Raw genomic sequence first — 25,498 nt, forward strand, 5'->3', positions numbered from 1 at the left:
CATGGTCTGGCAACAGATATACAACCCCTTCGGCAACATGATCATCTCGACCGCCCTGGCGGCGATCCCGGTGATCGTGATGCTCGGCGCCCTGGGTTTCTTCCACATCAAGGCCCACATCGCCGCCGGCATGGGGCTGGTGGCGGCGCTGCTGGTGGCCGTCTTCGCCTATGGCATGCCGGTCGACATGGCCGGCCGCGCCGCGCTGCTGGGCGGCTTCACGGGCCTGCTGCCGATCGGCTGGATCGTGCTCAACATCATCTTCCTGCACCAGCTGACCGAGCAGAACGGCAGCTTCAAGGTGCTGCAGGACTCGCTCTCCGGCATCACCGAGGACCGGCGCATCCAGCTGCTGCTGATCGCGTTCTGCTTCGGCGCCTTCTTCGAGGGCGCGGCCGGCTTCGGCACGCCGGTGGCGGTGACGGCGGCGATCCTGATCGGACTGGGCTTCTCGCCGCTGGCGGCCTCGGGCCTGTCGCTGATCGCCAACACGGCGCCGGTGGCCTTCGGCGCGCTGGGCACGCCGGTGATCACGCTGGCCCAGGTGCATGGCTACGACCTGCAGCAGGTGACCGCCATGATCGGCCGCCAGCTGCCGTTCTTCTCGCTGCTGGTGCCGTTCTGGCTGATCTGGGCCTTCGCCGGCTTCAAGGGCATGAAGGAGATCTGGCCGGCCATCCTGGTGACCGGCCTGTCGTTCGCGATCCCGCAGTACCTGGTGTCGAACTTCATGGGCCCCGAGCTGGTGGACATCATCGCCGCCATCGTGTCGATGGTGTGCCTGGTCGCCTTCCTGCGCGTCTGGCAGCCTCGCACGGTCTGGACCTCGCCGGCCCTGCGCGGGCGCGACATCAGCGCCGCCGAAGCCAAGCCGCCGCAGCCCGTGGTGCGCCATTCCCGCCAGGCGCTGATCGCCGCCTGGACGCCCTGGATCATCCTGTCGGTGTTCGTCTTCATCTGGGGCCTGCCGCCGGTGAAGGCCTGGCTCAACGGCATCTTCTCGCCCAGGTTCCCGATGGAGGGCCTGCACAACCTGGTGATGAAGGTGCCGCCGGTGGTGCCCACCCCGCATCCCGAGGCCGCCATCTACACGCTCAACCTGCTCTCGGCTACCGGCACCGGCATCCTGCTGGCGGCGCTGGTCAGCGCGGTGGTCATGAAATACAACCCCGTGGCCATCGTGCGGACCTTCTTCAAGACCGTGTGGCTGGTCAAGTTCTCGCTCCTGACGATCGTGCTGATGCTGGCGCTGGGCACCCTGACGCGCTTCTCCGGCACCGACACCACGCTGGGCCTGGCGTTCGCCAACACCGGCGTGTTCTATCCGTTCTTCGGCACGCTGATGGGCTGGATCGGCGTCGCGCTGACCGGCTCGGACACGGCGTCCAATGTGCTCTTCGGCGGCATGCAGAAGGTCGCGGCCGAGCAGCTGGGACTGTCGCCCAACCTGATGGGCGCGGCCAACAGCTCCGGCGGCGTGATGGGCAAGATGATCGACGCCCAGTCGATCGTGGTGGCCTCCACCGCCACGCGCTGGTTCAACCACGAGGGCGACATCCTGCGCTACGTGTTCTTCCACTCGATCGCCCTGGCCTCGCTGGTCGGCCTCTACGTGACGATGCAGGCCTATGTCTGGCCCTTCACCCTGATGGTCGTGCGCTGAGCGCCGGCCTTCCCAAGCACACCCCGAACCCATGACCGTCATCACCACGATCGAGGACCTGCGCGTCCTCGCCGAGCGCCGCGTGCCGCGCATGTTCTACGACTACGCCGACTCCGGCTCGTGGACCGAGGGCACCTACCGCGCCAACACCGACGACTTCAAGAAGATCCTGCTGCGCCAGCGCGTGGCCGTGAACATGGAGGGCCGCTCGCTGGCCACCACCATGGTCGGCCAGGCCGTGAAGATGCCGGTGGCCATCGCGCCGGTCGGCCTCACGGGCATGCAGCATGCCGATGGCGAGATCCATGCCGCGCGCGCGGCGGAGAAGTTCGGCATCCCGTTCACGCTCTCGACCATGAGCATCTGCTCGATCGAGGACATCGCGCAGAACACCACCGCGCCGTTCTGGTTCCAGCTCTACATGATGCGCGACCGCGACGCCATGGCCCGCATGATCGAGCGCGCCCGCGCCGCCCGGTGCAGCGCGCTGGTGCTGACGCTCGACCTGCAGGTGATCGGCCAGCGCCACAAGGACCTGAAGAACGGCCTGACCGCGCCGCCGCGCCCGACCCTGCGCAACATCGTCAATCTGGCGACCAAGCCGGGCTGGTGCCTGGGCATGCTGGGCACCAGGCGCCATACCTTCCGCAACCTGGTGGGCCACGTCAAGGGCGTGAGCGACATGCGCTCGCTCTCGGCCTGGACCAACGAGCAGTTCGACCCGACGCTCTCGTGGGCGGATGTCGAATGGGTGAAGAAGCAGTGGGGCGGCCGGCTGATCCTGAAGGGGATCATGGTGCCGGAGGACGCCCAGCTGGCCGTGGATGCCGGCGCCGACGCCATCGTGGTGAGCAACCACGGCGGCCGCCAGCTCGACGGCGCGCCCTCGAGCATCGAGGCGCTGCCGCCGATCGTCGATGCCGTGGGCTCGAAGACCGAGGTCTGGATGGATGGCGGCATCCGCAGCGGCCAGGACGTGCTCAAGGCCTGGGCCCTGGGCGCGCGCGGCACCATGATCGGCCGCGCCATGGCCTATGGCCTGGGCGCCATGGGCGAGGCCGGCGTCACCAAGGCCCTGCAGCTCATCCACAAGGAGCTCGACGTCACGATGGCCTTCTGCGGCCACACCGACATCCGCAACGTCGACAAGTCGATCCTGCTGGCGGGGACCTACCCCACCTGAGCCCGGACGGTCCGGGCCGGCCGGCCGCTCCGGCGGTGGCTCAGTGGTTGTCGCGCGGCACGCCGAAGGTGGCGTCGATGCGCTGGTACTTCACCGCCGGCTTGAGCACCATGCCCTCGGACAGCTCGCCGACGATCGCGCGCTGGATGTCCTGCCACGGCGTCTGGCTCGGCGGATACCGGTAGCCGCCGGCGGCATCGAGCTCGGCGCGGCGGCGCCGCAGTTCCTCGTCGTCCACCAGCATGTCGGCGCTGCGCTTGTTCAGGTCGATGCGCACGCGGTCGCCGGTGCGCAGCAGGGCCAGGTTGCCGCCGGTGGCCGCCTCGGGCGAGGCATTGAGGATCGAGGGCGAGCCCGAGGTGCCCGACTGCCGGCCGTCGCCGATGCAGGCCAGCGCCAGCACGCCGCGCTTGATCAGGTAGTCGGGCGCGCGCATGTTCACCACCTCGGCCGCGCCGGGGTAGCCCACCGGGCCGACGCCGCGCATGAACAGCACGCTGTGCTCGCTGAGCTCGAGCGCCGGGTCGTCGATGCGCCGGTGGTAGTCCTCGGGGCCGTCGAACACCGCCGCCGTGCCCTCGAAGGCCATCGGGTCGGCCGGATCGGCCAGGTAGCGCTCGCGGAATTCCAGCGTGATCACGCTGGTCTTCATGATGGCCGAGTCGAACAGGTTGCCCTTGAAGTGCAGGAAGCCGGCATCGCCCTTCATCGGCGCGTCGTAGGCGAAGATGACGTCGCGCTCGTCGGTGAAGCGGTTCTCGCAGTTCTCCACCAGCGTCTTGCCGTTGGCCGTCAGCGCGGCCTGGATGCGGCCCTGGGCGATCAGCTCGGCCACCACCGCCGGCACGCCGCCGGCGCGGTAGAAGTCCTCGCCCAGGTACTTGCCCGCCGGCTGCAGGTTGACCAGCAGCGGCACGTCGTAGCCGTGGGCCTCCCAGTCGTCGTTGTCGAGCGCGACGCCGATGTGCTTGGCGATCGCGTTCAGGTGGATCGGCGCATTGGTCGAGCCGCCGATGGCGGAATTCACCACGATGGCGTTCTCGAAGGCCGCGCGCGTCAGGATGTCCGAGGGCCGCAGGTCCTCGCGCACCATCTCGACGATGCGCCGGCCGGTCATGTAGGCCATCTCCTGGCGGTCGCGATAGGGCGCCGGGATCGCCGCGCTGCCCGGCAGCGTCATGCCCAGGGCCTCGGTCAGCGAGTTCATGGTGGAGGCCGTGCCCATCGTGTTGCAGTGGCCGGTGGAGGGCGCCGACGAGGCCACCAGCTTCAGGAACTCCTGGTAGCCGATGGTGCCCGCGGCCATCAGCTCGCGCGCCTTCCAGACGATGGTGCCCGAGCCGGTGCGCTCGCCCTTGTACCAGCCGTTCAGCATCGGCCCGGAATTCAGCGCGATGGCCGGGATGTCGACCGTGGCGGCGGCCATCAGCTGCGCCGGCGTGGTCTTGTCGCAGCCGGTGGTCAGCACCACGCCATCGATCGGATAGCCATAGAGCACCTCGACCAGCGACAGGTACTGCAGATTGCGGTCGAGCGAGGCGGTCGGGCGCTTGCAGGTCTCCTGGATCGGGTGGATCGGGAATTCGAAGGCGATGCCGCCGGCGTCCCGGATGCCTTCGCGCACGCGCTCGGCCAGCACCAGGTGGTGGCGATTGCATGGCGCGATGTCCGAGCCGGTCTGGGCGATGCCGATGATCGGGCGGCCCGACTGCAGCTCGTCGAAGCTCAGGCCGAAGTTCATGGTGCGCTCGATGTAGAGCGCGGTCATGTCGGCGTTGTCGGGGTTGTCGAACCACGACTGCGAGCGCAGCCGCTGCGGGGTGGCGCGCGGCGGCTGGGGCTGGCTGCGCGGATCGGGCTTCTCGCCCTCGGGGCCGACGTCGGCGTGGGTGTCGATGGTCATTGCTTCATTCCCTTGAGTGTCGTGGCGGCGTCGGGCCGGGCGGCGCAGTCGTCGATGTACTGCCGGATGATGTCGGCGAAATGCGCGTGCGGCGCCAGGCCCAGGCGGCGCGCCCGCTCGGCCGTGGCGCCACCGGGCCAGTTGGCGACGATGCCGGCGATGCGCTCGTCGCGCTCGAAGCGCACGCGAGCGCGCACCTCGGGGCCGGCGACCTCCTCCAGCGCGTCGAGCATGTCGCTCACCCGCACGTTGAGCGCCGGCAGGTTCAGGGCCAGGCGGCCGCCGAAGGCCTCGCGCGTGGCCTCGTAGACGGCGATCAGCCCGTCGACCGTGTGCGCCGGCGAGGACATCGGATGCGAGACGTCCGGTCCCACCGGGCAGATCGATTCGACCCCCGCCAGGGGCTCGCGGATGATGCCGCTGAAGAACGACGAGGCGGCGCCGTTGGGCCGGCCCGGCCGCACCGTGACGGTCATCAGGCGCGCGGCGCGGCCGTCGATGTAGCCCTTGCGGGTGTAGTCGGCCACCAGGTGCTCGCAGATCAGCTTCTGCGTGCCATAGGAGGTCTGCGGCGCCGGCAGCGTGTCGTCGCCCACCAGCGCGGGCAGCGGCATCGAGGCATCGGGGCCGAACACCGCCACCGAGCTGGAGAACACCAGCCGGGCCACCGGTCCGCCGGCCTCGACATGGGCGCGCAGGGCGTCGAGCAGGGCGCGCGTGCTGTCGAGGTTGGAGCGCAGGCCGAGCTCGAAGTCGGCCTCGCATTCGCCCGAGACGGCCGAGGCCAGGTGGAACACGCCATCGAACGATTCGGTGCGCAGGGCGTCGGTCTGCGTCAGCAGCGGGCCGGTGCGGGCCTCGACGCGCGCATCGGCCAGCAGGTCGGCCGGTGGCGGTGCGATGTCGGTCAGCACGAGATGTTCGATCGTCGCGCCGGCCAGCCGGCCGCGCGCGAGCAGGGTGCGCGCGAGCCGGGCGCCGACGAAGCCGCCGCCGCCGGTGATGAGCAGTTTCATGGGGTCTCCTTGAGTGTCCTGGATGTCTGGGGTTTCTTGGATGGGCCGGGCGTCCCGGAGGTCGTGGCCGCGCGGCGCCGGCGCGCGGTGATCACGCCGGCCTCGACCAGCCGGCCCTCGCCGCGCAGGATGTGCTGCGTCGCGTGGTGGCGCGCCGCCGCCGGGTCGCGCGCGGCGATGGCCTCGACCATGGCATGGTGCTCCTGCTGCACGGCCTGCATGAAGTCGGCGCGCCGGGCCTCGTTGCCGCGCGTGATGCGCATACCTTCGCGCAGGTACTGCTCCAGGAAGCCCAGCAGCAGCCGGAACTGCGGGTTGCCGGTGGCCTCGCCGATCAGGCGGTGGAAGCCCAGGTCCTCCGCCACGCCGTCGCGTCCCTCGGCCACGGCGATGTCGATGGCCCTGAGCGAGCGGCGCATGGCGGCGATCTGCGCCCGTGTGGCGCGCTCGGCCGCCAGCGCGGCGATCTCGCCCTCCAGCACGCGACGCACCTCCACCACGTGCACCACGGCCTGCACCGACTCCAGCACCGCCGGGTCGAAGGCCAGCGGCTGATGGGCCGGCGGCGCGGCGACGAACACGCCCGAGCCCTGGCGCGAACTGACCAGGCCCTTGGACTTGAGCTGGTGCACCGCCTCGCGCACCACCGTGCGCGAGACGCCATGCGCGGCGGCGATCCGCTGCTCGGTCGGCAGGCGGTCGCCGGGGCCCAGCTCGCCCGACTCGATCTGCGCGATCAGGCGCAGCGCGAGGCGATCGGACAGCCGGTCGGACTCGAGGCGAAGCGGTGGGGGAGAGGCTGGCGCGGTGCCGGCGATGGTGGCGGGATTCAACACGGTTATCTGCTCATCATACAAATTATGGACGATCGCGAAAGGGGGTTTTCTCTTAACGGTTTGTCCTTATGGCGAGGTCCGGAGGGCGTGCCGATACTGCGCCGGTCCGCAAACCTTCCACAGGATTTCCATTCCATGGCGAGTGTCACGATCCAGGGCGTCAAGAAGAACTTCGGCGAGGTGCCCATCCTCCACGGCGTCGACATCGAGATCCAGGACGGTTCCTTCACCGTGCTGGTGGGGCCGTCGGGCTGCGGCAAGTCGACCCTGCTGCGCATGATCGCCGGACTCGAGCAGATCAATGGCGGCGAGATCCGCATCGGCGACAAGCGCGTCAACGACCTGCCGCCCAAGGAACGCGACATCGCGATGGTGTTCCAGAACTACGCGCTCTATCCGCACATGACGGTGCGCGACAACATGGCGTTCTCGCTCACCCTGGCCAAGGCGGACAAGTCGGTGGTCGAGGCCAAGGTGAAGCGCGCGGCGGAGATCCTGGCGCTGGTGCCGATGCTCGAGCGCTATCCGCGCCAGCTCTCCGGCGGCCAGCGCCAGCGCGTGGCGATGGGGCGCGCCATCGTGCGCGATCCGCAGGTGTTCCTGTTCGACGAACCGCTGTCCAACCTCGACGCCAAGCTGCGCGTGGCGATGCGCAGCGAGATCAAGGAGCTGCACCAGCGCCTGCGCACCACCTCCATCTATGTCACGCACGACCAGATCGAGGCCATGACGATGGGCGACAAGATCGTCGTCATGCGCGACGGCCGCATCGAACAGACCGGCAGCCCACTGGAACTCTACGACCGGCCGGCCAACCAGTTCGTGGCCGGCTTCATCGGCTCGCCGTCGATGAACTTCCTGCCCGGCCGGCTGCACCGCTCGGGTGGCGCGGCGCATGTCGAGCTGGGCGACGGCACGCGGCTGGACGCGCCCCTGCAGGCCGGCGGCATCGATGGCCAGCCGGTGGTCTACGGCACGCGTCCGGAGCACCTCGAACTCTCCGATGGCGATGGCATCCCGTCCCGCGTGGTCGTGATGGAGCCCACCGGCATGGATACCTTCGTCTCGTGCCGTCACGCCGGCACCGAGCTGTCGGCGGTGTTCCGCGAGCGCCACGACTTCGAGCCCGGCAGCGTCATCCACCTGCGGCCCGACCTGCAGCGCGCGCACCTGTTCGACGCCGACACCGGCCGACGCCTGGCGGCCTGAACACCCCGGGCACCCGCCGGCCGGCGCGCGCCGCGACCCGACTTCCCCCTCACCACACACCAAGACACCAGGAGACATCGATGACCGAGTTCAATCGCCGCAGGTTTCTGGAAGGCACCGCCGGCCTCACGGCGGCCGCTTCGCTGGGCGCGGGCAGCGCGCTGTTCCCGCTGGCCGCGCAGGCCCAGACGATGAGCTTCAAGCCCGAGCCCGGCGCGAAGCTGCGCGTGCTGCGCTGGAGCCGCTTCGTGCAGGGCGACATTGATGCCTACATGGCCAATGTCAAGAAGTTCACCGACACCACCGGCGTCGAGGTGCGGGTCGACAACGAGGGCTGGGAGGACGTGCGGCCCAAGGCGGCCGTGGCGGCCAACACCGGCGCCGGTCCGGACATCATCCTGTCGACCAACGACGACGCCAACCTCTATCCGGACAAACTGCTCGACGTCACCGACCTGGCCGAGTACCTGGGCAAGAAGTACGGGGGCTGGTATCCGGCCGGCGAGGCCTTCATGCGCCCGGACGGCAAGAAATGGATCGGCCTGCCATTGGGCGCCTCGGGCTCGCTCATCGTCTATCGCGAGAGCATGGTGAAGGCCGCCGGCTTCGACACCTTCCCCAAGAACACCGCCGATTTCCTCAAGCTCTACCAGGCCCTGAAGGCCAAGGGCACGCCCGGCGGCATGGCGCTGGGCAACGCCACCGGCGACAGTACCTGGTGCAACTGGCTGGTGTGGTCGCATGGCGGCAAGCTGGTGGACAAGACCAACAAGGTCGTGATCGACAGCCCGGAGACCCTGAAGGCCCTGGAGTACGCCAAGGAGCTCTACGCCAACTTCATCCCCGGCACGCTGTCGTGGCTGGACCCGAACAACAACAAGGCCTTCCTCGACGGCCAGATCAGCGTCACCAACAACGGCATCTCGATCTACTTCACCTCGAAGAACTCGGCCGACCCGAAGATCCGCGAGCTGTCCGCCGACATCAACCACGCGGTGTTCCCGGTCGGCCCGGTGGGCGTGCCCACCGAGTCGCACCTGTTCTTCAACCAGATGGTCATGAAGTACACCAAGTACCCGCAGGCGGCCAAGGAGTTCCTGCGCTTCATGATGGAGAAGGAGCAGTTCGACCCCTGGCTGCAGGGCGGCGGCGGCTATGTCGCCCAGCCGCTGCGCTTCTACGAGAACAGCGCCATCTGGACCTCCGACCCGAAGAACATGCCGTACCGGGACTCGGTGAAGAACCTGCGCCCGGGCGGCTACGACGGCAAGCTGGGCTATGCCTCGGCCGGCGCGGCGGCCGACTTCATCATCCCCAACATGGTGGCCGAGGCCGCCAGCGGCGCGCGCTCCCCCAAGGAGGCCGCCGAACGCGCGCAAAAACGTGCAGAACGCTACTACAAGCTCTGACCCGCCCGCGGTCGTCGCTCCACGCCAAGGAAAAGGTCACATGACATTGATCGCGAGGATGCAGAACAGCCGCAACGCGCTGGGCTTCATGTTCATGCTGCCGGCGGCGGTGCTGCTGCTGCTGTTCCTGACCTATCCGCTCGGGCTGGGCACCTGGCTGGGCTTCACCGATGCCAAGGTGGGCCGGCCGGGGCAGTGGGTCGGGCTGGAGAACTACGAGTACCTCTGGGGCGACTCGGTGGTGCGGCTGGCGCTGTTCAACACCCTGTTCTACACGGCGGTGGCCAGCGTCCTCAAGTTCTTCCTCGGGTTGTGGCTGGCGATCCTGCTGAACCGCAACATCCGCTTCAAGACCTTCTTCCGCGCCGTCATCCTGCTGCCCTACATCGTGCCGACGGCGCTGTCGGCGATCGCGTTCTGGTGGATCTACGACTCGCAGTTCTCCATCATCAGCTGGGCGCTGGTGAAGATGGGGCTCATCGACACCTACATCGACTTCCTGGGCAGCCCGTGGAACGCGCGCATCGCGGTCATCATCGCCAACGTGTGGCGCGGCGTGCCGTTCGTGGCCATCACGCTGCTGGCCGGGCTGCAGACCATCTCGCCGTCCTACTACGAGGCCTCGGCCATCGACGGCGCGACGCCGTGGCAGCAGTTCCGTCACGTCACGATGCCGCTGCTGACGCCGATCATCGCGGTGGTGATGACGTTCTCGGTGCTGTTCACCTTCACCGACTTCCAGCTGATCTATGTCATCACGCGCGGCGGGCCGCTCAACGCGACGCACCTCATGGCCACGCTGTCGTTCCAGCGCGCCATCTCCGGCGGCGCGCTCGGCGAGGGCGCGGCCATCGCCATCGCGATGGTGCCCTTCCTGCTGGCCTGCGTGATGTTCAGCTTCTTCGGCCTGCAGCGCCGGGCCTGGCAACAGGGAGGAACCGACAAATGAGCAAGACCGCCGACGCCCGCGCCGACACCGTCGGCATGAGCTTCCTGGACTCGGTGCCGCGCAAGATGGTGACGGTCTACCTGCCGCTGGTGGTGTTCCTGATCGTGCTGCTGTTCCCGTTCTACTGGATGGCGATCACCTCGGTGAAGCCCGATGCCGAGCTGCTCTCGCGCGACGGCAATCCGTTCTGGGTCATCACGCCGACCCTGTCGCACTTCCACAAGCTGCTGTTCCAGACCGCGTATCCGCAGTGGCTGTGGAACACGGTGCTGGTGTCGGTGGTCTCGACCTTCGTCTCGCTGGCGGCATCGGTGTTCGCGGCCTATGCCATCGAGCGGCTGCGCTTCACCGGCTCCAAGCACGTCGGGCTGTCGATCTTCCTGGCCTACATGGTGCCGCCGTCGATCCTGTTCATCCCGCTGGCCAACGTGGTGTTCAACCTCGGCCTGTTCGACACCCGCTGGGCGCTGATCCTGACCTATCCGACCTTCCTGATCCCGTTCTGCACCTGGCTGCTGATGGGCTACTTCCGCTCCATCCCGGCCGAGCTGGAGGAATGCGCGCTCATCGACGGCGCCAACCGCTGGCAGATCCTAGTGAAGATCGTGCTGCCCCTGGCGGTGCCGGGCCTGATCTCGGCCGGCATCTTCGCCTTCACGCTGTCGTGGAACGAGTTCATCTACGCGCTGACCTTCATCTCGTCCTCGGAGGTCAAGACGCTGCCGGTGGGCGTGGTCACGGAACTGGTGCAGGGCGATGTCTACCAGTGGGGCCCGCTGATGGCCGGCGCGCTGCTGGGTTCGCTGCCGGTGGCCTTCATCTACTCGTTCTTCGTCGAGTACTACGTCTCGGGCATGACTGGGTCGGTCAAGGAGTAGCGGCGCGGGGGGGCGGCGCCAAAACCTCGTCCCGGCAAGCGTTTTCGGACCGGCGGATGATGGGCCCATGACCACGTCGTCCACCCCGCTCTCCATCCTCGACCTCTCCCCCGTCTGCGAAGGGAGCACTCCCGCGCAGTCGTTCCGCAATTCGCTGTCGCTCGCCCAGCATGGCGAGCGGCTCGGCTACCGGCGCTACTGGCTCGCCGAGCACCATGGCATGCCCGGCATCGCCAGTGCCGCCACGTCGGTGCTGCTGGCCCACATCGGCGCCGGCACCTCGACCATCCGCATCGGCGCCGGCGGCGTCATGCTGCCCAACCACTCGCCGCTGGTGATCGCCGAGCAGTTCGGCACGCTGGAGTCGCTGTATCCGGGGCGCATCGACCTCGGCCTGGGCCGCGCGCCGGGTTCCGACCAGCGCACGGCGCAGGCGCTGCGGCGCGACCTGCAGTCCGATGCCGACCAGTTCCCGCAGGACGTGATCGAGCTGATGGACTTCATGAGCGACACGCCGCGCCAGTCGGTGCTGGCGGTGCCGGGCCGGGGCCTGAAGGTGCCGGTCTGGATCCTGGGCTCCAGCACCTTCGGCGCCCAGCTGGCGGCGCACCTGGGCCTGCCCTATGCCTTCGCGTCGCACTTCGCGCCGCAGCAGATGATGCAGGCCGTGCGCATCTACCGCGACACCTTCAAGCCCTCGGCCCAGCTGGCGCGCCCGCACGTGATGCTCGGCTTCAACGTGTTCGCGGCCGACACCGATGCCGAGGCCCGCTTCCAGGCCAGCTCGTGGCAGCAGGCCTTCGTCAACCTGCGCAGCGGCCGGCCGGGCCGCCTGCCGCCGCCGGTGCAGGGCTATCGCGACAACGTCGGCCCGGCCGAACGGGCGCTGCTGGATTCGGTGCTGTCGTGCTCGGCCGTGGGTTCGCCCGAGACGGTGCGCGAGCAGGTCGCCGCCTTCATCGAGCGCACCGGCGCGGACGAGCTGATGGTGACCTCGCAGGTGTTCGACCACGCGGCGCGACTGCGCTCCTACGAGATCCTGGCGAGCGTGCACCAGGAACTGACGCCCGCCTGAGGGCGCGGTCCCCCGGACTCCGGGCTCCGCTTGCCGGAGGGCGGCGGGATCCGCTCACGGCGCGATGTCGGTGGCGGCCGCGATCCCCGCGTCGAAGCGCATCAGCTCGACCCGGTGGCGCGCCAGGCTCTCGCCGAAGGCGGCCGACGACAGATAGGCGAACTCCACCAGGCGCTGAGCGGCGATGGCGTCGCCCGGCACCAGCGCCGTCGCCGGGTGGCACATCATCAGCGTGCCGTCGGGGCTGCCGTCGAGCCAGCGGTCCATGTGGCGGCCATAGTCGTCGGTGGTGGGCGCATCGAAGCCATAGACACCGGCGAAGCCCGTGTTGTGCGGGATGCCGAGCCGGGCCAGCCGCCGGCGCAGCCACCAGCCGCCCAGCACGGCCAGCACGCCGGCCTTGCCCGCGCCCCAGCGCCGATGCGCCGGCACCGTGGCGCGCACGGCCGGCATCGCGGGCGTGTCCGCGGCGGCGGCGGACGAGCCGTCCGCCCCCGCGTCCGCGCCATAGCGCTCCACCATGACCTCGAGCAGGGCCTCGCGCACGCCGGGCAACTGATGGACGTGCTGGTGGCCGTCGATGAAGTCCGGCGTCCGGCCCATCGCCTGCTCGAAGGCGTCGAGCTGCCGCACGACGTGGGGTCGCGCGCCCTCGCGCGCCAGGCGCCGCGCGTAGGTGTCGCGCAGGATCGCGCCCAGCGTCGCGGCCTGGTGCGTGCCGTGGCCCTCGGTCAGGTTCAGGTGCAGGCCGGTCGCCAGGCCCGGCGGCGCATCGGCGCGCAGGGCGCGCGCGGCCTCGGCCCAGCGCGGCGAGGTGGTCATGCAGCTGGTCGCGCCCAGGCGGCCCTGGTGGGCCAGGCGCAGCACCGCGTCGTCGACCGCCGGATGCAGCGCGAAGTCGTCGGCGCACAGCGCGATGTGCCGGCGGATGCGCTCGGGCTCAGCCGGCATGGGCCGGTCCCGGGTCGTGGCCGGCGGCGCCTGCCGGCCGCTCGGGCGCCACCGGCCGCGCCGCGGGGGTGGGCGCGGGTGCCGGCGCGGGTGCATGGTGCGTGTCGGTGAGCGGACTGTGGTCGAGGTCCTCGGCCAGCAGATACAGCGGCCGGCGCTTGATCTCGACATAGATGCGACCGTTGTACTCGCCCAGGATGCCGATCGACAGCAGCTGCACGCCCGAGAACAGCATCAGGCCCGCCGCCAGCGTCGGCCAGCCCTGCAGCGGGTTGCCATACAGCCAGGCGCCCAGTGCGATGTAGAGGCCGTAGCAGATCGCCAGGAACGAGATGATCAACCCGGCCGCGCTCCATACCCGCAGGGGCAGCGAACTGAAGGACGTGAGGCCCTCGAGCGCCAGCGTGGCCAGGCTGCGCAGGCTGAAGCTCGACTCGCCGCCGCGCCGCGCGTCGGGCGTGAAGGGCAGGGCCACCGAGCGGAAGCCGACCCAGGCGTAGAGCCCCTTCATGAAGCGGTTGCGCTCGGGCAGGCGACGCAGCGCGTCGACCACCTTGCGGTCCATCCAGCGGAAATCGCCGGCGTGCTTGGGGATGTTGAGCGAGCTGCCCAGGCCCAGCAGGCCGTAGAACAGGCCGCTGCCCGCGCGCTTGCCCCACGACTCGGCATCGCGCTCGGCGATCACGCCATAGACCATGTCGTAGCCATCGCGCCAGAGCCGGGCCATCTCCGGCACCAGCGCCAGCGGATGCTGGAAGTCGGAGTCGATCAGCAGCACCGCGTTGCCGCGCGCATGGGCGATGCCGGCGGTCAGCGCCGCCTCCTTGCCGAAGTTGCGCGACAGCTCCAGGTAGCGCACGCCCAGCGACTCGGCATGCGCGTGGGCGATCTCGCGCGTGGCGTCCCGGCTGCCGTCGTTGACGACGATGATCTCGACATCGGGCGTGAGCGCGGTGAGGGCGGCATGCAGCGCCAGCAGGAACTCGGCCAGGTGGCCGGCCTCGTTGTAGGCCGGCACCACGCAGCTCAGGCGCAGCGACTCGCGGCCGGTGGCGACGCCGGCCTTGCCCGAGGGCAGCGCGGCGAAGCCGGCGGGCGTGGCGAAGGCGCCCGCGAGCCGCGCGGCATAGGAGGCATGGGAGATCGGATCGGGCGAGTCTTCCAGCGAAGGTGGATAGAAGGACATGTTCGTTCGTTTCGATGGACCGGCGGGGCGCGCCATGCGGCGCCGCGTCGCCCATGCAATGTACGTGGCGCGACGCGGGCGCGCCGCCCGCGGGGCGGCGCGGCGGGGATAATCCGCACGCTCCGGGACGGGTGGAGGTCCGCGGCCCGCGCCGGTTCCCCCGCGCGCGGCGTCGCCCGGCGTCGGTGGCGGGTCTCCGATTGTCCGCGCTGACGACCCGCCGCCGCCCGCCGCCCCGTCCTTTTTCTCCCATGCCAGCCGCGCCCGCGCGGCCGAACACCATGCGCCCTGACCGGACTCCCCGCCCGCACGCCCTGTCGCCGGCCACCGCCTTCGGGCTCTTCGCGCTGCTGCACGTCCTGCTCTGGACCATCCTGCCGAGCCTGCTGGCCGCCAACCTCCCGCTCGACACCATCGAGGCGCTGAGCTGGGGCCGCGAGTGGCAGGCCGGCTACTACAAGCATCCGCCGGCCTCGGGCTGGCTGGCCGAACTGTTCCGCTGGGGCTCGCTCGACTGGCCGCTGTTCCTGCTGTCGCAGCTGGCCATCGCCGCCGCCTTCTGGGCCGCCTGGGAACTGGCGCGCGACCTGCTGCCGCCCTGGACGGCGCTGGTGGCGGTGATGGCGCTCGAGGGCGTCAACTACTACAACCTCACCGGCCTGGAATTCAACGCCAACGTGGTGCAGTACCCGTGCTGGGCGATCGCCTCGCTGGCCTTCTGGCGCGCCGCCCGCCGCGTGCCCGGCGGCGGCGATGCCGCCGGCCTGGGCTGGTGGGTGCTGCTGGGCGTGGCCTGCGGCTTGGGCGCGCTGGGCAAGTACTCGTTCCTGACATTGCCGGTGTCGATGGCCGTGGTGCTGATCGCGGTGCCGTCGCTGCGCGGCCACTGGCGCGGCGCCGGACCCTGGCTGACCCTGGCCATCTCGCTGGCGATGTTCGCGCCGCACCTGGCCTGGGCGCATGCCAACGACTACCCGACGCTGCGCTATGCCGTCGGGCGCGCCCAGGCGGTGGGCGGCGGCTCCGGCGGTGTGGTGGGCGACCGCCTGCGCGACCTGGCCGCCTTCCTGGGCGCGCAGGCCGGCTCGGTGGCGCCCCTGGCGCTGCTGCTGTGGATCGCCCATGGCTGGCGCCGGCGCGCCGACGCGACGTCGCCCGCGCAGGCGCACGCCGCCGCCGCTGCCGATATCGACGGCGCGCGGGCGCCGGGCACGGTCGCGCCGCGCGGGCGCGATGGCTGGCTGCTGCTGGCGATGGGCGGCGGCCCGCTGCTGATCTACCTGGTCGCCGGCGCGGCCGGGGTCCACCTGCACGACATGTGGGGCTCGCCCTTGTTCCTGGTGATCGGGCCGGCGCTGGCGGCGGCGCTCGGCCTGCGCCTGCGCCATCCCCGGCGCTTCGCCTGGGCCTTCGCGATCTGGATGCTGGTGCTGGTGCTGCTCTACGGGCTGATCGCCATCGGCGGGCCGCTCTCGCGCGGCCGGCTCTCCCGCATCCACTATCCCGGCCGGGAGCTGGCCGTGGACGTGGCGCAGGGCTGGCACCGGGCGGTGGGGCGGGAGGCGCCGCTGCGCATCGTGGCCGGCCATGCCTGGCCGGCGGGCAATGTCGCGCAGTACGCGCCGCCCCAGGCCGGCGGACGTCCCTCGGTCTACATCGATGCCGATCCCGGCCGGGCCGCCTGGCTCGACGACGCGGCGGTGCGCGCGCAGGGCGCCGTGTTCGTGTGGGAGGCGGCCTCGGGCCAGGTGCTGGAGACGCCGGATGCCGCCGCGCCGGCCGACTGGCGGGCGCGCTTTCCGGGATTGCAGGTGCAGCCGCCGCTGCGCCTGGCGATGCGGCGCTTCGGCCGGCCGTTCGAGGTCACGGTGGGCTGGGCGATCCTGCCGCCGGCGGGCGTGGCACCGACCGCCGCGAGCCCGTCGCGCGGCAGCGCGGCACCGCCCGCGCGGGACTGAGCATCGGGTCGATCCCGCGCACGGCGCGGCGCGGCACGTCGCTCACTCGATCCGGCCGATGCGCTGGACCACGCGCGCCATGGCCTGCGCATCGGTCTGGACGAAGCGGGCGAACTCCGCCGCATCCTGGAACTGCACCACGCTGCCGGCGGCGCTCAAGGCCTGCGTCGTCCGGGGGTCCTGGGCGGCCGATCGCGCCGCCTCGCCGAGCCTCGCCAGCACCGCCGGCGGCGTCGCGGCCGGCGCGAACAGGCCCGCCCACTGTGAATAGCCGATGGGCACCCCGCGCTCGCGCAGGCTGGGAACCTCCGGCAGCACCGCCAGCCGGCCTTCGCCCCAATGCGCCAGGGCGCGCAGGCGACCGGCCTTGACCTGCTGCAGCACGCTCGACGGTCCGGTGGCGACGGCATCGATCGGCCCGGCCAGCAGGGCGACCACCGCGGGTCCCGCGCCGGTATAGGGCACGTGCAGCAGATAGCTGCCGGTGGCGGCCTTCCATTGCTCCATGGGCACGTGCATGGTTCCGTAGTTGCCGGACGAGCCGAAGGTGAGCCGGCCCGGCGCCGATTTCGCGTGCGCGGCGAATTCCTCGTAGGTCTTCCAGGGGCTGTCGCCGCGCACCACCAGCATCGTCGGATCGGCGGTGAAGCGGGCGATCGGCACCAGCTGGTCCAGCTCGAACATCGGCGTTCGGCGCAGCACCCGATCGGCCTCGGGCAGCACCACCACGGAGGACAGCGCCATCAGCAGGGTGTAGCCGTCGGGCCGGGCCCGCGCCACCTGCGCCATGCCGATGCCGCCGCCCGCACCGCCCCGGTTCTCGATCACCATCGGCTGCTGGAGATGGCGCCCCATGGCCTCGGCCACGGGACGTCCCACGACATCGGCCACACCGCCGGGCGGGAACGGCACGACGACGGTGATCGGCCGGTCGGGATAGCTCGCCTGGGCGCGCGCGCCCAGGCCCAGCGGGGCCAGGACCGGCAGCGCGAGGGCGCGCAGGACGGCGCGGCGGCTGGCGTCGTTCATGGGGCGGTCTCGTGCCTGCGGGCCGGCCGCGTCAGCCGGCGATGCGGTTCTCGAGGACACCGATGCCGCCGATCTCGATCCTCATCCGATCGCCCGGCGCCAGGAAGCGCGGCGGGCTGAAGCCGATGCCCACGCCCGCGGGCGTGCCGGTGGCGATGACGTCGCCGGGCTGCAGCGTCATGCCGGCCGACAGCGTGGCGATGATGGTCGGGATGTCGAAGATCAGATCGCGGGTGTTGGCGTCCTGGCGGAGTTCGTCGTTGATCCAGCACTTCACCGGCAGATCGGTCGCGTCGAGCTCGTCGGCCGTCACGATCCACGGGCCCATCGGGCAGAAGGTGTCCATCGACTTGCCGATGAACCACTGCCGGTGCTTCTGCTGCAGGTCGCGCGCCGTCACGTCGTTGACGATGGTGTAGCCCCAGACGTGGTTCCAGGCGTCCTCCGGCCGGATGCCGCGTCCCGGCTTGCCGATCACCACCGCCAGTTCGGCCTCGTAGTCGAGCTGGCGCGTGAGTTCGGTGAACGGGAGCACCTCGTCGCCGGGGCCGACGACGGTCGAGGGCGCCTTGGTGAAGACCACCGGCGCGGCCGGCGCGGTCTCGCCCTTGGCGGCCGAGGTGTCGAAGCCGGAGCGGGCGAACTCCGCCGCGTGCTCGTGGTAGTTCTTGCCGACGCAGAACACGTTGCGGCGCGGCACCAGCGGCGCGCGCAGGCGCAGGCCGTCGAGCGGCCGCCAGGCGGTGGGCGCGGCATGGCCGGTCGGCTGCGGGCAGCGGCCGATCAGATCGGCCATGTCGCCGTCGAAATCGGCGCCGAGCCATTCGGGCACGGCGGCCCAGCCGTTGCCGTCGGGCGAGACGAGGACGGGAACGGTCTTGCCGTCCAGTTCGAGGGTTGCGAAACGCATCTGACACTCCTTGGGGTTTGGATCGAAAAAAAAACAGGACGGCCGGACCATGCCGGCGGGGTCGTCCGCAGGTGGCCTCAATCGACCTTGGCGCCGATGTCCCTGACCAGCTTCGCCCACTTCACCCGATCGGCGTCCATGAGTCGCGCGAAGTCCGCCGAGCCCTGCACGCTGGGTTCGACGCCGGCGTTCACGAGGGCGTCGCGGGTCTCGCTCGCCTGCATCACCCGGATGGATTCGTCCTGCAGGCGCTTGACGATCGCGCTCGGCGTGCCGGCCGGGGCGAGCAGGCCGAGCCAGACGCTGGCGTCGTAGCCGGCCAGGCCGGACTCGTCGAGCGTGGGGACCTGCGGCAGTTGCGGCGAGCGGCCGACGCTGGTGACGGCCAGCGGTCGGGTGCGACCGGCCTGGGACTGCTGGATGGCCACCGGCGTGCCCATGAAGCCGAACTGCACCGTGCCCGCGGCCAGGTCGGTGGCGGCCTGGCCGCTGCCGCGATAGGGCACGTGGTTGACCCGCACGCCCGCCATGGTGGCGAACAGCGCGGCCATCATGTGCTGCGAGCTGCCGTTGCCGGACGACGCGTAGTCCAGCTTGCCGGGCTGCGCCTTGGCCAGCGCCACCAGTTCGGCCACGTTCGTGGCCGGGACCTGGGCATTGACCACCAGCACGTAGGGCGCCTCGGCGATCTTGGCGATCGGCGCGAAGCCCTTGATCGGGTCGTAGGGGATGTTCTTGTAGAGGGCGTCGGAGATGACGTGGGTGGTGGAGACCATCAGCAGCCGGTAGCCGTCGGGCGCCGCCTTGGCGACCATGTCGGCGCCCAGCGTGGAGCCGGCGCCGGGGCGGTTCTCGATCACGACCGCCTGGCCCAGGTTGCGGCCCAGGCCCTGCGCGAGGACGCGTGCCACCACGTCGGTGAAGCCGCCCGCCGCGAACGGCACGACCAGCGTGATCGTGCGGGAGGGATAGCTCTCGGCGTGCGCCTGCGCGGCGGCCAGGCCCGGCAGCAGGCCGGCCAGCGCGCACAGGGAAGCCAATGCCGCGCGACGCGGCACGCTGCGGGTCGTGCTCATGTCAGCCTCCCGTGTAGACCGGCGCCGGCTGGGTGAAGAAGGCATGCAGCAGGTGGTAGACCATGAGGTAGTTCTTCTGCTGGAAGCTGGCGTGCGAGATGCCGCGCATGGTCACGAACTGCTTGTCCATGTTCGGCAGCCGGCTGTAGAAGCCGATCAGGTCCTCGAACGACGCGATGCCGTCGTATTCGCCGCGCATCACCAGCACCGGCAGGTCGAGCTTCTGCGGATCCACCAGCGGCAGGCGGCTGGTCATGTCGACATAGGTGCCGGTGGGCATGGAATCGTCGAGCGTGAGGATGGCGTCGGCGAAGGCCTCGACCGTCTCCTCGGCGGCGGTGCCCGGGTGGTCGCGGGTGAAGATGCTGTGCACGAACGCGCGGTCGATGGGCCGGCGCAGCATCTTCCTGAATTCGGGCAGGCGCTTGGCGCGCTCGACGAGCGTCGGGCTGCCCTCGCCGGTCCAGACGAACGCGTCGAGCGCCAGCCGGGCGATGCGCTCCGGATGGTTCTGCGCGAACACCGCCGCCTTCAGGGCGCCCGAGGAGATGCCGTAGACCAGCAGGCGGGTGCCGGGCGCCGCCTGCGCCAGGATGTGGGCGGAGCCGGCGGCCAGGTCCTCGGCGCCGTTGTCGATGTCGCAGTTGATCGGACGGTGCTTGCTGGAGCGGCCATAGCCCTCGTTGTCCATGGTCCAGGTGTCGAAGCCGCGTTCTGAGAACCACTCCATGACCGACGAATCGGGTCGGCCGGGCACGTGCAGGTCGAAGGTCGGCTGCGAGGCCATGGACGAGCCGTGGACGAACAGCACCGTGCCCGCGTGCGCGGTGCCGGGCTTGCGCTTCTTCTCCCACAGGAACAGGCGGACGTCGCCCTTGTCGACCCAATGTTCCTGGCCGCCGGTCCATGTGACCGCCGGGTGATCGGTTGCCTGCTGATGCATCTTCGTCTCCTTGTGAAATGGGTCAGATCGTGAAACCGCTCCGGCGGCGCAGGGCGAGCGATGCCTCGTCGGCCAGCAGTTCGGCCAGCGACGCGGCGAGCTCCGGTTCCCGCGCCCGGGCGCAGACGGCCGCGGTGTAGACGGTGAGCAGCGCATGCTCCGCCGGCAGCTCGCCGACCAGCCGGATGCCCGGCGTGTAGAGGATCTCGGTGACCTGCGTGCAGCCGACCAGGCCCTCGCCATCGGCCGCCGCCAGTTCCCGCATGGCCGTCGCGCCGTTCGGGAACTCCCTGATGCGGTCGGCCAGCAGCTCCGTCAGGCCGAGCATCCGCAGCATGCCGGCGATGTGGATGCCGGCCGACGACTGCGTCAGGTGCGGCACGTAGAGGCCGCGCGCGGCCGACAGCAGCTGCCGGAGCGCCTCGGACGTGCCCACGTCGACCGGCGCCGCGCCTTCGGGCAGGGCGATGCCGGTGGCCACCGCGCCGAGGTCGCGCGCGCTGCCCGCGACCAGGTGGCCCTGCCGCGTGAGCTGCTCGATCAGGGTCGCCGACAGCACCAGCAGGTCGCAGGCCTCGCCCGCCAGCAGCTTGTCGCGCATCGTGCCGACCGCGCCGAAGGTCGGCTCCAGCGTGCAGCCATGGGTCGTCTCGAAGGTCGATTGCAGGCCGGTCACCACGGCCTGCGCGGCACCGCCGCTGAAGAGTCGCAATTTCATGGGGTTCTCGTCACGGGTTGGAAGGGAATGGGGGTCAGGCGTCCATCGCCTGCACGATGCGTTCGGGCCGCAGCGGCAGCGCGCGCACGCGCACGCCGAGCGCGTCGTGCACCGCGTTGGCGATGGCGGCGGCGGTGGGGCCGAGGGAGGCTTCCCCCGCCCCCAGCGACGCCATGCCGCCCGGCACCAGCTCGACGTCGATGCGCGGCGCGTCGGTGAAGCGCAGGATGGGATAGGCCTCCCAGTCGGTGTCCAGCATGCGCGTGCGGTCGAAGTGGGCTTCCTCGAACAGCGTCCAGCTCGTGGCCTGCAGCGCGCCGCCCTCGATCTGCTGGCGCACGCCATCGGGATTGACGGCCAGGCCGACGTCGACGGCGATGTGCAGGCGCAGCACGCGCACCCGCTCCTCGACCCGCGCCTCGGCGACGACGGCGCACCAGGCGCCCGTGCCCTTGTAGCGCGCGAAGCCGAGGCCGCGGCCGATGCCGTCGCCCGCCGGTCGCGCGCGCGGCGTCCAGCCGGACATCGCGGCCACGGCCCGCAGGACCGCCCGGCCCCGCGGGTCGTCGAGCTGCGCGAGGCGGTAGGCCAGCGGATCCTCGTCCGCCGCCAGCGCGAGCTCGTCCATGAACGATTCGATGGCGAACACGTTCGCGAAGGCGCCGAGCGAGCGCAACGCCGAGGTCCGCATCGGCACGTCGCTCACGCGCCGGCACACCACCTCGTGCGATGCGAAGGCATAGAGCGGCTCGGCGTTGCGATCGCCGCCACCGCCGGCCGCGCGCGGCGCGTCGACGGCGGCGACGCGCTCGAAGGGCTCGGCCAGATACCAGCTGCCCAGCAGCGTCGGCGTGGCGCCGCGGCCGGGACGCAGGCCATGGCCGGGGCTCCACGCGCTGTGGCGCCAGGCGAGCACCCGGCCGGCGGCGTCGACGTCGGCTTCGAGGTCGATGGCCATCGCCGGGCCGACGGGCGACCAGCACAGCTCGTCGGCGCGCGACCACTGCACGCGCACCGCGCGGCCGGGGCAGGCGCGGGCGAGCCAGGCGGCGTCGTAGGCGACGTCGTCGGCGCCGTTGTGGCCATAGCAGCCGGCGCCCTGGACATGGCGCACGCGGATGCGCTCGGCCGGCAGCCCGAATGCCAGGCCCAGGTCCCGGCGCAGGTTGTAGATGGCCTGGCTGTGCGTCCAGACCTCCAGGGCCTCGCCCTCGGAGCGGGCCAGCGCGCAGGACGGACCGATGGCGGCGTGGCGGATGAAGGGCTTGTCGTAGGAGGCGCGCAGCGTGCGGACCGCGCCGGGCGCCGGCTCGCCCTGGCGGAGTTCCAGCGCCGTCGACGGCAGCGAGCGCAGCCAAGGCCGCAATGCGTCCGCGTCGGGCAGGCTCTCGCGTTCGATCCACGCGCAGGATGCGGCGAGCTTCGCGGCGGCGCGTTCGGCGAGCGTCTCGGTCTCGGCGACGACGCCGAGCTGGGAGCCGTCGCGCAGCACCGCGAGCACGCCATCCAGGGCGCGCGCGGCGTCCTCGTCGCAGGCCTCGAGCACCGCGTCCGGCGATGGCGGCCGCACCACGCGCCCGTGCGCCATGCGTGGCAGCACCAGGTCGTGGATGAAGACGAACTCGCCGAACACCTTGTCGGCGATGTCGGCGCGCGGCTGCGCGCGGCCGACCACGGTGTAGGCCGCGGCCGGACGCGTCGCCACGCCCGGCACCGCGTCGACGTCGAGCAGGCCGGTCCCGGCCCCGGACCCGGCCTCGTCCTCGGCCAGGTCCCAGTAGCTCGACAGGCGCCGGTCGCCCAGGCGGATCTCGCCATCCACCACCTCCAGGGCCGCGACGTCCTGCGCGTCGACCGCATGCAGCGCGGCGGCGCGCGCCAGATGGAGGGCCCGGGCCTGCGCGCAGACATGGCGCAGCGCCGCGCCCGAATGCTGCACCGACAGGCTGCCCGAAGTCACGGCCTCGTCGGGACTCGCGCCCGTGACGGCGCCGGTCATCCGCACCCGCTCCACGCGGATGCCCAGCTCCTCGGCCACGATCTGCGACAGGGCGCCGAGGATCCCCTGGCCCAGTTCGACCTTGCCCGACGAGACCCACGCGTGGCCGTCGCGCGTGAGGCGCAGCCAGGTCGACAGGCGCGGATTGGCCTGCAGGCTCGCCGGCAGCACGGCCAGGCTCACGTCCGTGCTCATGGCCGCGACCGCGCCGCCACGCGCACGATGGCCCGCATCACGCGGGGGTGCGTGCCGCAGCGGCACAGGTTGCGCGCCATGCCTGCGCGGATCGCCGCCTCGTCCGGGTCGGCGTCGCGCCGCAGCAGCGCCGCGGCGGAGATCAACATGCCCGAGGTGCAGTAGCCGCACTGCGCCGCCTGCTCCTCGATGAACGCGAGCTGCAGCGCATGCGGCGCGGCGCGCGTGCCCAGGCCCTCGGCGGTCCGCACGTCCTTGCCGTCGGCGGACCACAGCGGCGTGTCGCAACTCGGCACGGCATGCCCGTCGAGCAGCACCATGCAGGCGCCGCACTGGCCCACGCCGCAGCCGAAATGGCTGGCCCGCAGGTCCAGCTCGTTGCGCAGCACGTCGAGCAGCGAGCGGTCGGCATCGACATCCAGCGTGCGGCGCACGCCGTTCACCGTGATCGAGACGGCCATCGGCTCACTCCACCGTGATGCGCGCGGACTCGACGATCCGCTGCCATTTCGCGATGTCCTGCTCGAGGAACTGCGTGAAGGCCGCCGGCGTCATCGTCAGGCCGTCGAGTCCGCTCCTGGCCCACTGCGCCTTCACGGTCGGGTCGTTGACGACCTTGGCGATCCGCTGGTTGAGCAGGTCGACGATCGGCTGGGGCGTGCCCCTGGGCGCGAGGATGCCGAGCCAGATGGTGGCGGTGTAGTCGGGCAGTCCCGACTCGGCCATGGTGGGCACGTCGGGCATCACGGCCGAGCGCGTCTTGCCGGTGGTCGCGAGCGGCCGCACCTTCTGGGTGGCGATCAGGTCGGTCATGGTGCTGACGGCATCGAACATCAGGTCGACCTGGCCACCCAGCACGTCGGTGCGGGCGCCGCCGCTGCTCTTGTAGGGAATGTGCGCGATGTCCACCCCGGCCATGCCCTTGAACAGCTCGCCGGCCATGTGATAGGGCGTGCCGGTGCCCGACGACGCGTAGTTGAGCTTGCCCGGATTGGCCTTGGCGTAGCGCACCAGATCGGGCAAGGTCCGGGGCGCGAGCGTGGTGCGCTCCACCAGCACCAGCGGCGCCTCGTTGACGGGGGCCACCGCCACGAAGTCGCGCATCAGCGCATAGGGCTTGTTGCGCACCAGCGATTCGTTCACCGTCTGCGTGTTCGACATCATCAGCAGCGTGTAGCCGTCGGGCGCCGACTTGGCCACGTACTGCGTGCCGATCACCGCGCCCGCGCCCGGGCGGTTCTCCACGATGAAGGTCTTGCCGGTGTCGTGGCCCAGCTTCTCGGCCAGCACGCGCGCATACACGTCGGCCGAGCCGCCGGCGCCGAAGGGCACGACGATGGTCACGACGCGGGACGGGTAGTCCTGCGCTTGCGCCCCTGCCGTCGGCAGCGCTCCCAGCAGCGTGGCGGCCAGGAAGCCGCCGATCCATTGCATCCGCATGTTCTTGTCTCCTTGGTCCTGCGTCTCGCGGACCATTTGGTTTGCGGCTTGTGTTGCGCCGCTGGAAGCGTGAGCCGTGGCGTCAGAATCGACACGTCCGCTGACGAAGCAATGTAGAACCAAAATGGACCATCATCAATACCAATGCGGCAAATTAAATAACCAATTGGTACTATCAAGTCGAAGGAGAGGAAACCGATGAACGACCGGGAGGCCGTGGAGCCCAAGGCGCAGGGCGCGAAGGCCCTGTCGCACTACCTGCGCGAAGGCATCGGCAGCGGCGCGCTGGGCGTGGGCGTGAAGCTGCCAGCGGAGCGTGAACTGAGCGAACGTTTCGGCGCCTCGCGCGGCGCGGTGCGGCGCGTGCTGGCGGGCTTCCGCGAGCGTGGACTCATCACGCAGACGGTGGGCAGCGGCACCTTCGTGGCCCAGGCGCCGACGCCCGTGCCGACGGGCGAGGCGACCGCATCGACATCGCCCGATGGCAATGTCAGTCCGGCCGAATTGATGGTGGCGCGCCGCCTCATCGAGCCGCTGATGCCGGGACTGATCGTGCGCAACGCCACGGCGGCCGACTTCGCGACGATGCAGCACTGCATCGAACAGTCGGAGGCGGCCGAGACCATCGAAGCCTTCGAGCACTGGGACGGGGCGCTGCACACCGCGCTCGCGGTGGCCACGCACAACGGCTTCTTCGTGCGCATCCTGGAGCTCACCCAGCGGGTGCGCGACCAGGGCGAGTGGGGCCGGCTCAAGGCCCGTTCACTGACCGGATCGCGGCGCGCGCAGTACGAACGGCAGCACCGGGCCCTGGTCGATGCCCTGCGCGACCGGGATGCGGAAGCGGCCCAGCGGGTGCTGATCGAGCACCTGGACCAGATCCAGCGGAACCTCTTCGGCGACTGAGGCGCGCGGGGCGGCAGGTGCTCGTCGCCCCGGCGCCGGGCCGACGACCAGAAAAAAGGGCCATCC

The 25,498-nt window shown here is 70.8% G+C and carries 22 protein-coding genes; 9 read left to right on the forward strand and 13 right to left on the reverse strand.

Annotation, left to right across the window (positions count from 1 at the left end):
- Position 1 precedes the first annotated feature (1 nt).
- Positions 2-1,663 carry an L-lactate permease gene (locus AC1MLT_RS13505; RefSeq protein WP_481032715.1) on the forward strand — a complete coding sequence of 554 codons (1,662 nt, stop codon included), beginning with the start codon at positions 2-4 and terminating at the stop codon, positions 1,661-1,663.
- A 31-nt stretch (positions 1,664-1,694) separates the two neighbouring features.
- Entirely contained in the window at positions 1,695-2,846 is a 1,152-nt protein-coding gene (locus AC1MLT_RS13510; protein ID WP_481032716.1) for an alpha-hydroxy acid oxidase, read from the forward strand.
- Positions 2,847-2,886: 40 nt separating this feature from the next.
- Here AC1MLT_RS13510 and AC1MLT_RS13515 read toward each other — a convergent pair whose 3' ends face one another.
- Genes AC1MLT_RS13515 through AC1MLT_RS13525 form a run of 3 tightly spaced genes read right to left on the reverse strand, consistent with a single transcriptional unit; the run spans position 2,887 to position 6,601 of the window.
- The gene (locus tag AC1MLT_RS13515) at positions 2,887-4,749 is read right to left on the reverse strand and encodes an IlvD/Edd family dehydratase (protein ID WP_481032717.1); all 1,863 of its coding nucleotides are present in this window, start codon (positions 4,747-4,749) and stop codon (positions 2,887-2,889) included.
- Entirely contained in the window at positions 4,746-5,765 is a 1,020-nt protein-coding gene (gene denD, locus AC1MLT_RS13520) for a D-erythronate dehydrogenase (RefSeq protein WP_481032718.1), read from the reverse strand. Before denD ends, AC1MLT_RS13515 begins: the two co-directional genes overlap by 4 nt.
- Positions 5,762-6,601: a FadR/GntR family transcriptional regulator gene (locus AC1MLT_RS13525; protein WP_481032719.1), complete on the reverse strand. Its 840-nt coding sequence runs from the start codon at positions 6,599-6,601 to the stop codon at positions 5,762-5,764. The genes denD and AC1MLT_RS13525 overlap by 4 nt, the downstream gene beginning before the upstream one ends.
- Positions 6,602-6,736: 135 nt before the next feature.
- Between AC1MLT_RS13525 and AC1MLT_RS13530 the strand changes: the two genes are divergently transcribed.
- The 5 genes from AC1MLT_RS13530 to AC1MLT_RS13550 all read left to right on the forward strand — a co-directional run bounded on the left by AC1MLT_RS13530 (position 6,737) and on the right by AC1MLT_RS13550 (position 12,121).
- Complete coding sequence (locus tag AC1MLT_RS13530; protein WP_481032720.1) at positions 6,737-7,810, forward strand: ABC transporter ATP-binding protein; 1,074 nt, start codon at positions 6,737-6,739, stop codon at positions 7,808-7,810.
- An 80-nt stretch (positions 7,811-7,890) separates the two neighbouring features.
- Positions 7,891-9,219, forward strand: a complete 1,329-nt coding sequence (locus tag AC1MLT_RS13535; RefSeq protein ID WP_481032721.1) for an ABC transporter substrate-binding protein — start codon at positions 7,891-7,893, stop codon at positions 9,217-9,219.
- Positions 9,220-9,259: 40 nt separating this feature from the next.
- Positions 9,260-10,168 (forward strand): carbohydrate ABC transporter permease, encoded by a 909-nt coding sequence (locus tag AC1MLT_RS13540; RefSeq protein ID WP_481032722.1) that lies wholly within the window; start codon positions 9,260-9,262, stop codon positions 10,166-10,168.
- Positions 10,165-11,046, forward strand: coding sequence for a carbohydrate ABC transporter permease (locus tag AC1MLT_RS13545; RefSeq protein ID WP_481032723.1), 882 nt, complete (start codon positions 10,165-10,167; stop codon positions 11,044-11,046). The genes AC1MLT_RS13540 and AC1MLT_RS13545 overlap by 4 nt, the downstream gene beginning before the upstream one ends.
- 67 nt (positions 11,047-11,113) lie before the next feature.
- Positions 11,114-12,121, forward strand: coding sequence for an LLM class flavin-dependent oxidoreductase (locus AC1MLT_RS13550; RefSeq protein WP_481032724.1), 1,008 nt, complete (start codon positions 11,114-11,116; stop codon positions 12,119-12,121).
- 54 nt (positions 12,122-12,175) lie between these two features.
- On the opposite strand, the gene AC1MLT_RS13555 is transcribed toward AC1MLT_RS13550, so the two are convergent.
- Positions 12,176-13,072: a ChbG/HpnK family deacetylase gene (locus tag AC1MLT_RS13555; RefSeq protein WP_481032725.1), complete on the reverse strand. Its 897-nt coding sequence runs from the start codon at positions 13,070-13,072 to the stop codon at positions 12,176-12,178.
- Positions 13,062-14,258 (reverse strand): glycosyltransferase family 2 protein, encoded by a 1,197-nt coding sequence (locus tag AC1MLT_RS13560; protein WP_481032726.1) that lies wholly within the window; start codon positions 14,256-14,258, stop codon positions 13,062-13,064. The genes AC1MLT_RS13555 and AC1MLT_RS13560 overlap by 11 nt, the downstream gene beginning before the upstream one ends.
- 281 nt (positions 14,259-14,539) lie before the next feature.
- Here AC1MLT_RS13560 and AC1MLT_RS13565 point away from each other — a divergent pair, with 281 nt between their 5' ends.
- Entirely contained in the window at positions 14,540-16,216 is a 1,677-nt protein-coding gene (locus AC1MLT_RS13565; RefSeq protein ID WP_481032727.1) for a glycosyltransferase family 39 protein, read from the forward strand.
- A 42-nt stretch (positions 16,217-16,258) separates the two neighbouring features.
- Here the strand turns inward: AC1MLT_RS13565 and AC1MLT_RS13570 are convergent, their stop codons facing one another.
- From AC1MLT_RS13570 to AC1MLT_RS13605, 8 genes are all read right to left on the reverse strand, one after another.
- Positions 16,259-17,245 carry a Bug family tripartite tricarboxylate transporter substrate binding protein gene (locus tag AC1MLT_RS13570; protein WP_481032728.1) on the reverse strand — a complete coding sequence of 329 codons (987 nt, stop codon included), beginning with the start codon at positions 17,243-17,245 and terminating at the stop codon, positions 16,259-16,261.
- A gap of 31 nt (positions 17,246-17,276) precedes the next feature.
- Positions 17,277-18,155 carry a fumarylacetoacetate hydrolase family protein gene (locus AC1MLT_RS13575; protein ID WP_481032729.1) on the reverse strand — a complete coding sequence of 293 codons (879 nt, stop codon included), beginning with the start codon at positions 18,153-18,155 and terminating at the stop codon, positions 17,277-17,279.
- 77 nt (positions 18,156-18,232) lie between these two features.
- On the reverse strand, positions 18,233-19,231 hold the full coding sequence (locus AC1MLT_RS13580) for a tripartite tricarboxylate transporter substrate binding protein (protein ID WP_481032730.1): 999 nt from the start codon (positions 19,229-19,231) through the stop codon (positions 18,233-18,235).
- Position 19,232: 1 nt separating this feature from the next.
- On the reverse strand, positions 19,233-20,174 hold the full coding sequence (locus tag AC1MLT_RS13585) for an alpha/beta hydrolase (protein WP_481032731.1): 942 nt from the start codon (positions 20,172-20,174) through the stop codon (positions 19,233-19,235).
- Between the two features lie 22 nt (positions 20,175-20,196).
- Complete coding sequence (locus AC1MLT_RS13590; RefSeq protein WP_481032732.1) at positions 20,197-20,892, reverse strand: molybdate ABC transporter substrate-binding protein; 696 nt, start codon at positions 20,890-20,892, stop codon at positions 20,197-20,199.
- Between the two features lie 34 nt (positions 20,893-20,926).
- Complete coding sequence (locus tag AC1MLT_RS13595; RefSeq protein ID WP_481032733.1) at positions 20,927-23,086, reverse strand: xanthine dehydrogenase family protein molybdopterin-binding subunit; 2,160 nt, start codon at positions 23,084-23,086, stop codon at positions 20,927-20,929.
- On the reverse strand, positions 23,083-23,547 hold the full coding sequence (locus AC1MLT_RS13600) for a (2Fe-2S)-binding protein (protein ID WP_481032734.1): 465 nt from the start codon (positions 23,545-23,547) through the stop codon (positions 23,083-23,085). Before AC1MLT_RS13600 ends, AC1MLT_RS13595 begins: the two co-directional genes overlap by 4 nt.
- A gap of 4 nt (positions 23,548-23,551) precedes the next feature.
- The gene (locus AC1MLT_RS13605; protein WP_481032735.1) at positions 23,552-24,526 is read right to left on the reverse strand and encodes a Bug family tripartite tricarboxylate transporter substrate binding protein; all 975 of its coding nucleotides are present in this window, start codon (positions 24,524-24,526) and stop codon (positions 23,552-23,554) included.
- 198 nt (positions 24,527-24,724) lie between these two features.
- On the opposite strand from AC1MLT_RS13605, the gene AC1MLT_RS13610 reads away from it, so the two are divergent.
- Complete coding sequence (locus tag AC1MLT_RS13610) at positions 24,725-25,432, forward strand: FadR/GntR family transcriptional regulator (RefSeq protein ID WP_481032736.1); 708 nt, start codon at positions 24,725-24,727, stop codon at positions 25,430-25,432.
- Positions 25,433-25,498 lie beyond the last annotated feature (66 nt).

It is taken from the genome of Variovorax sp. PEI5, from assembly GCF_056679935.1.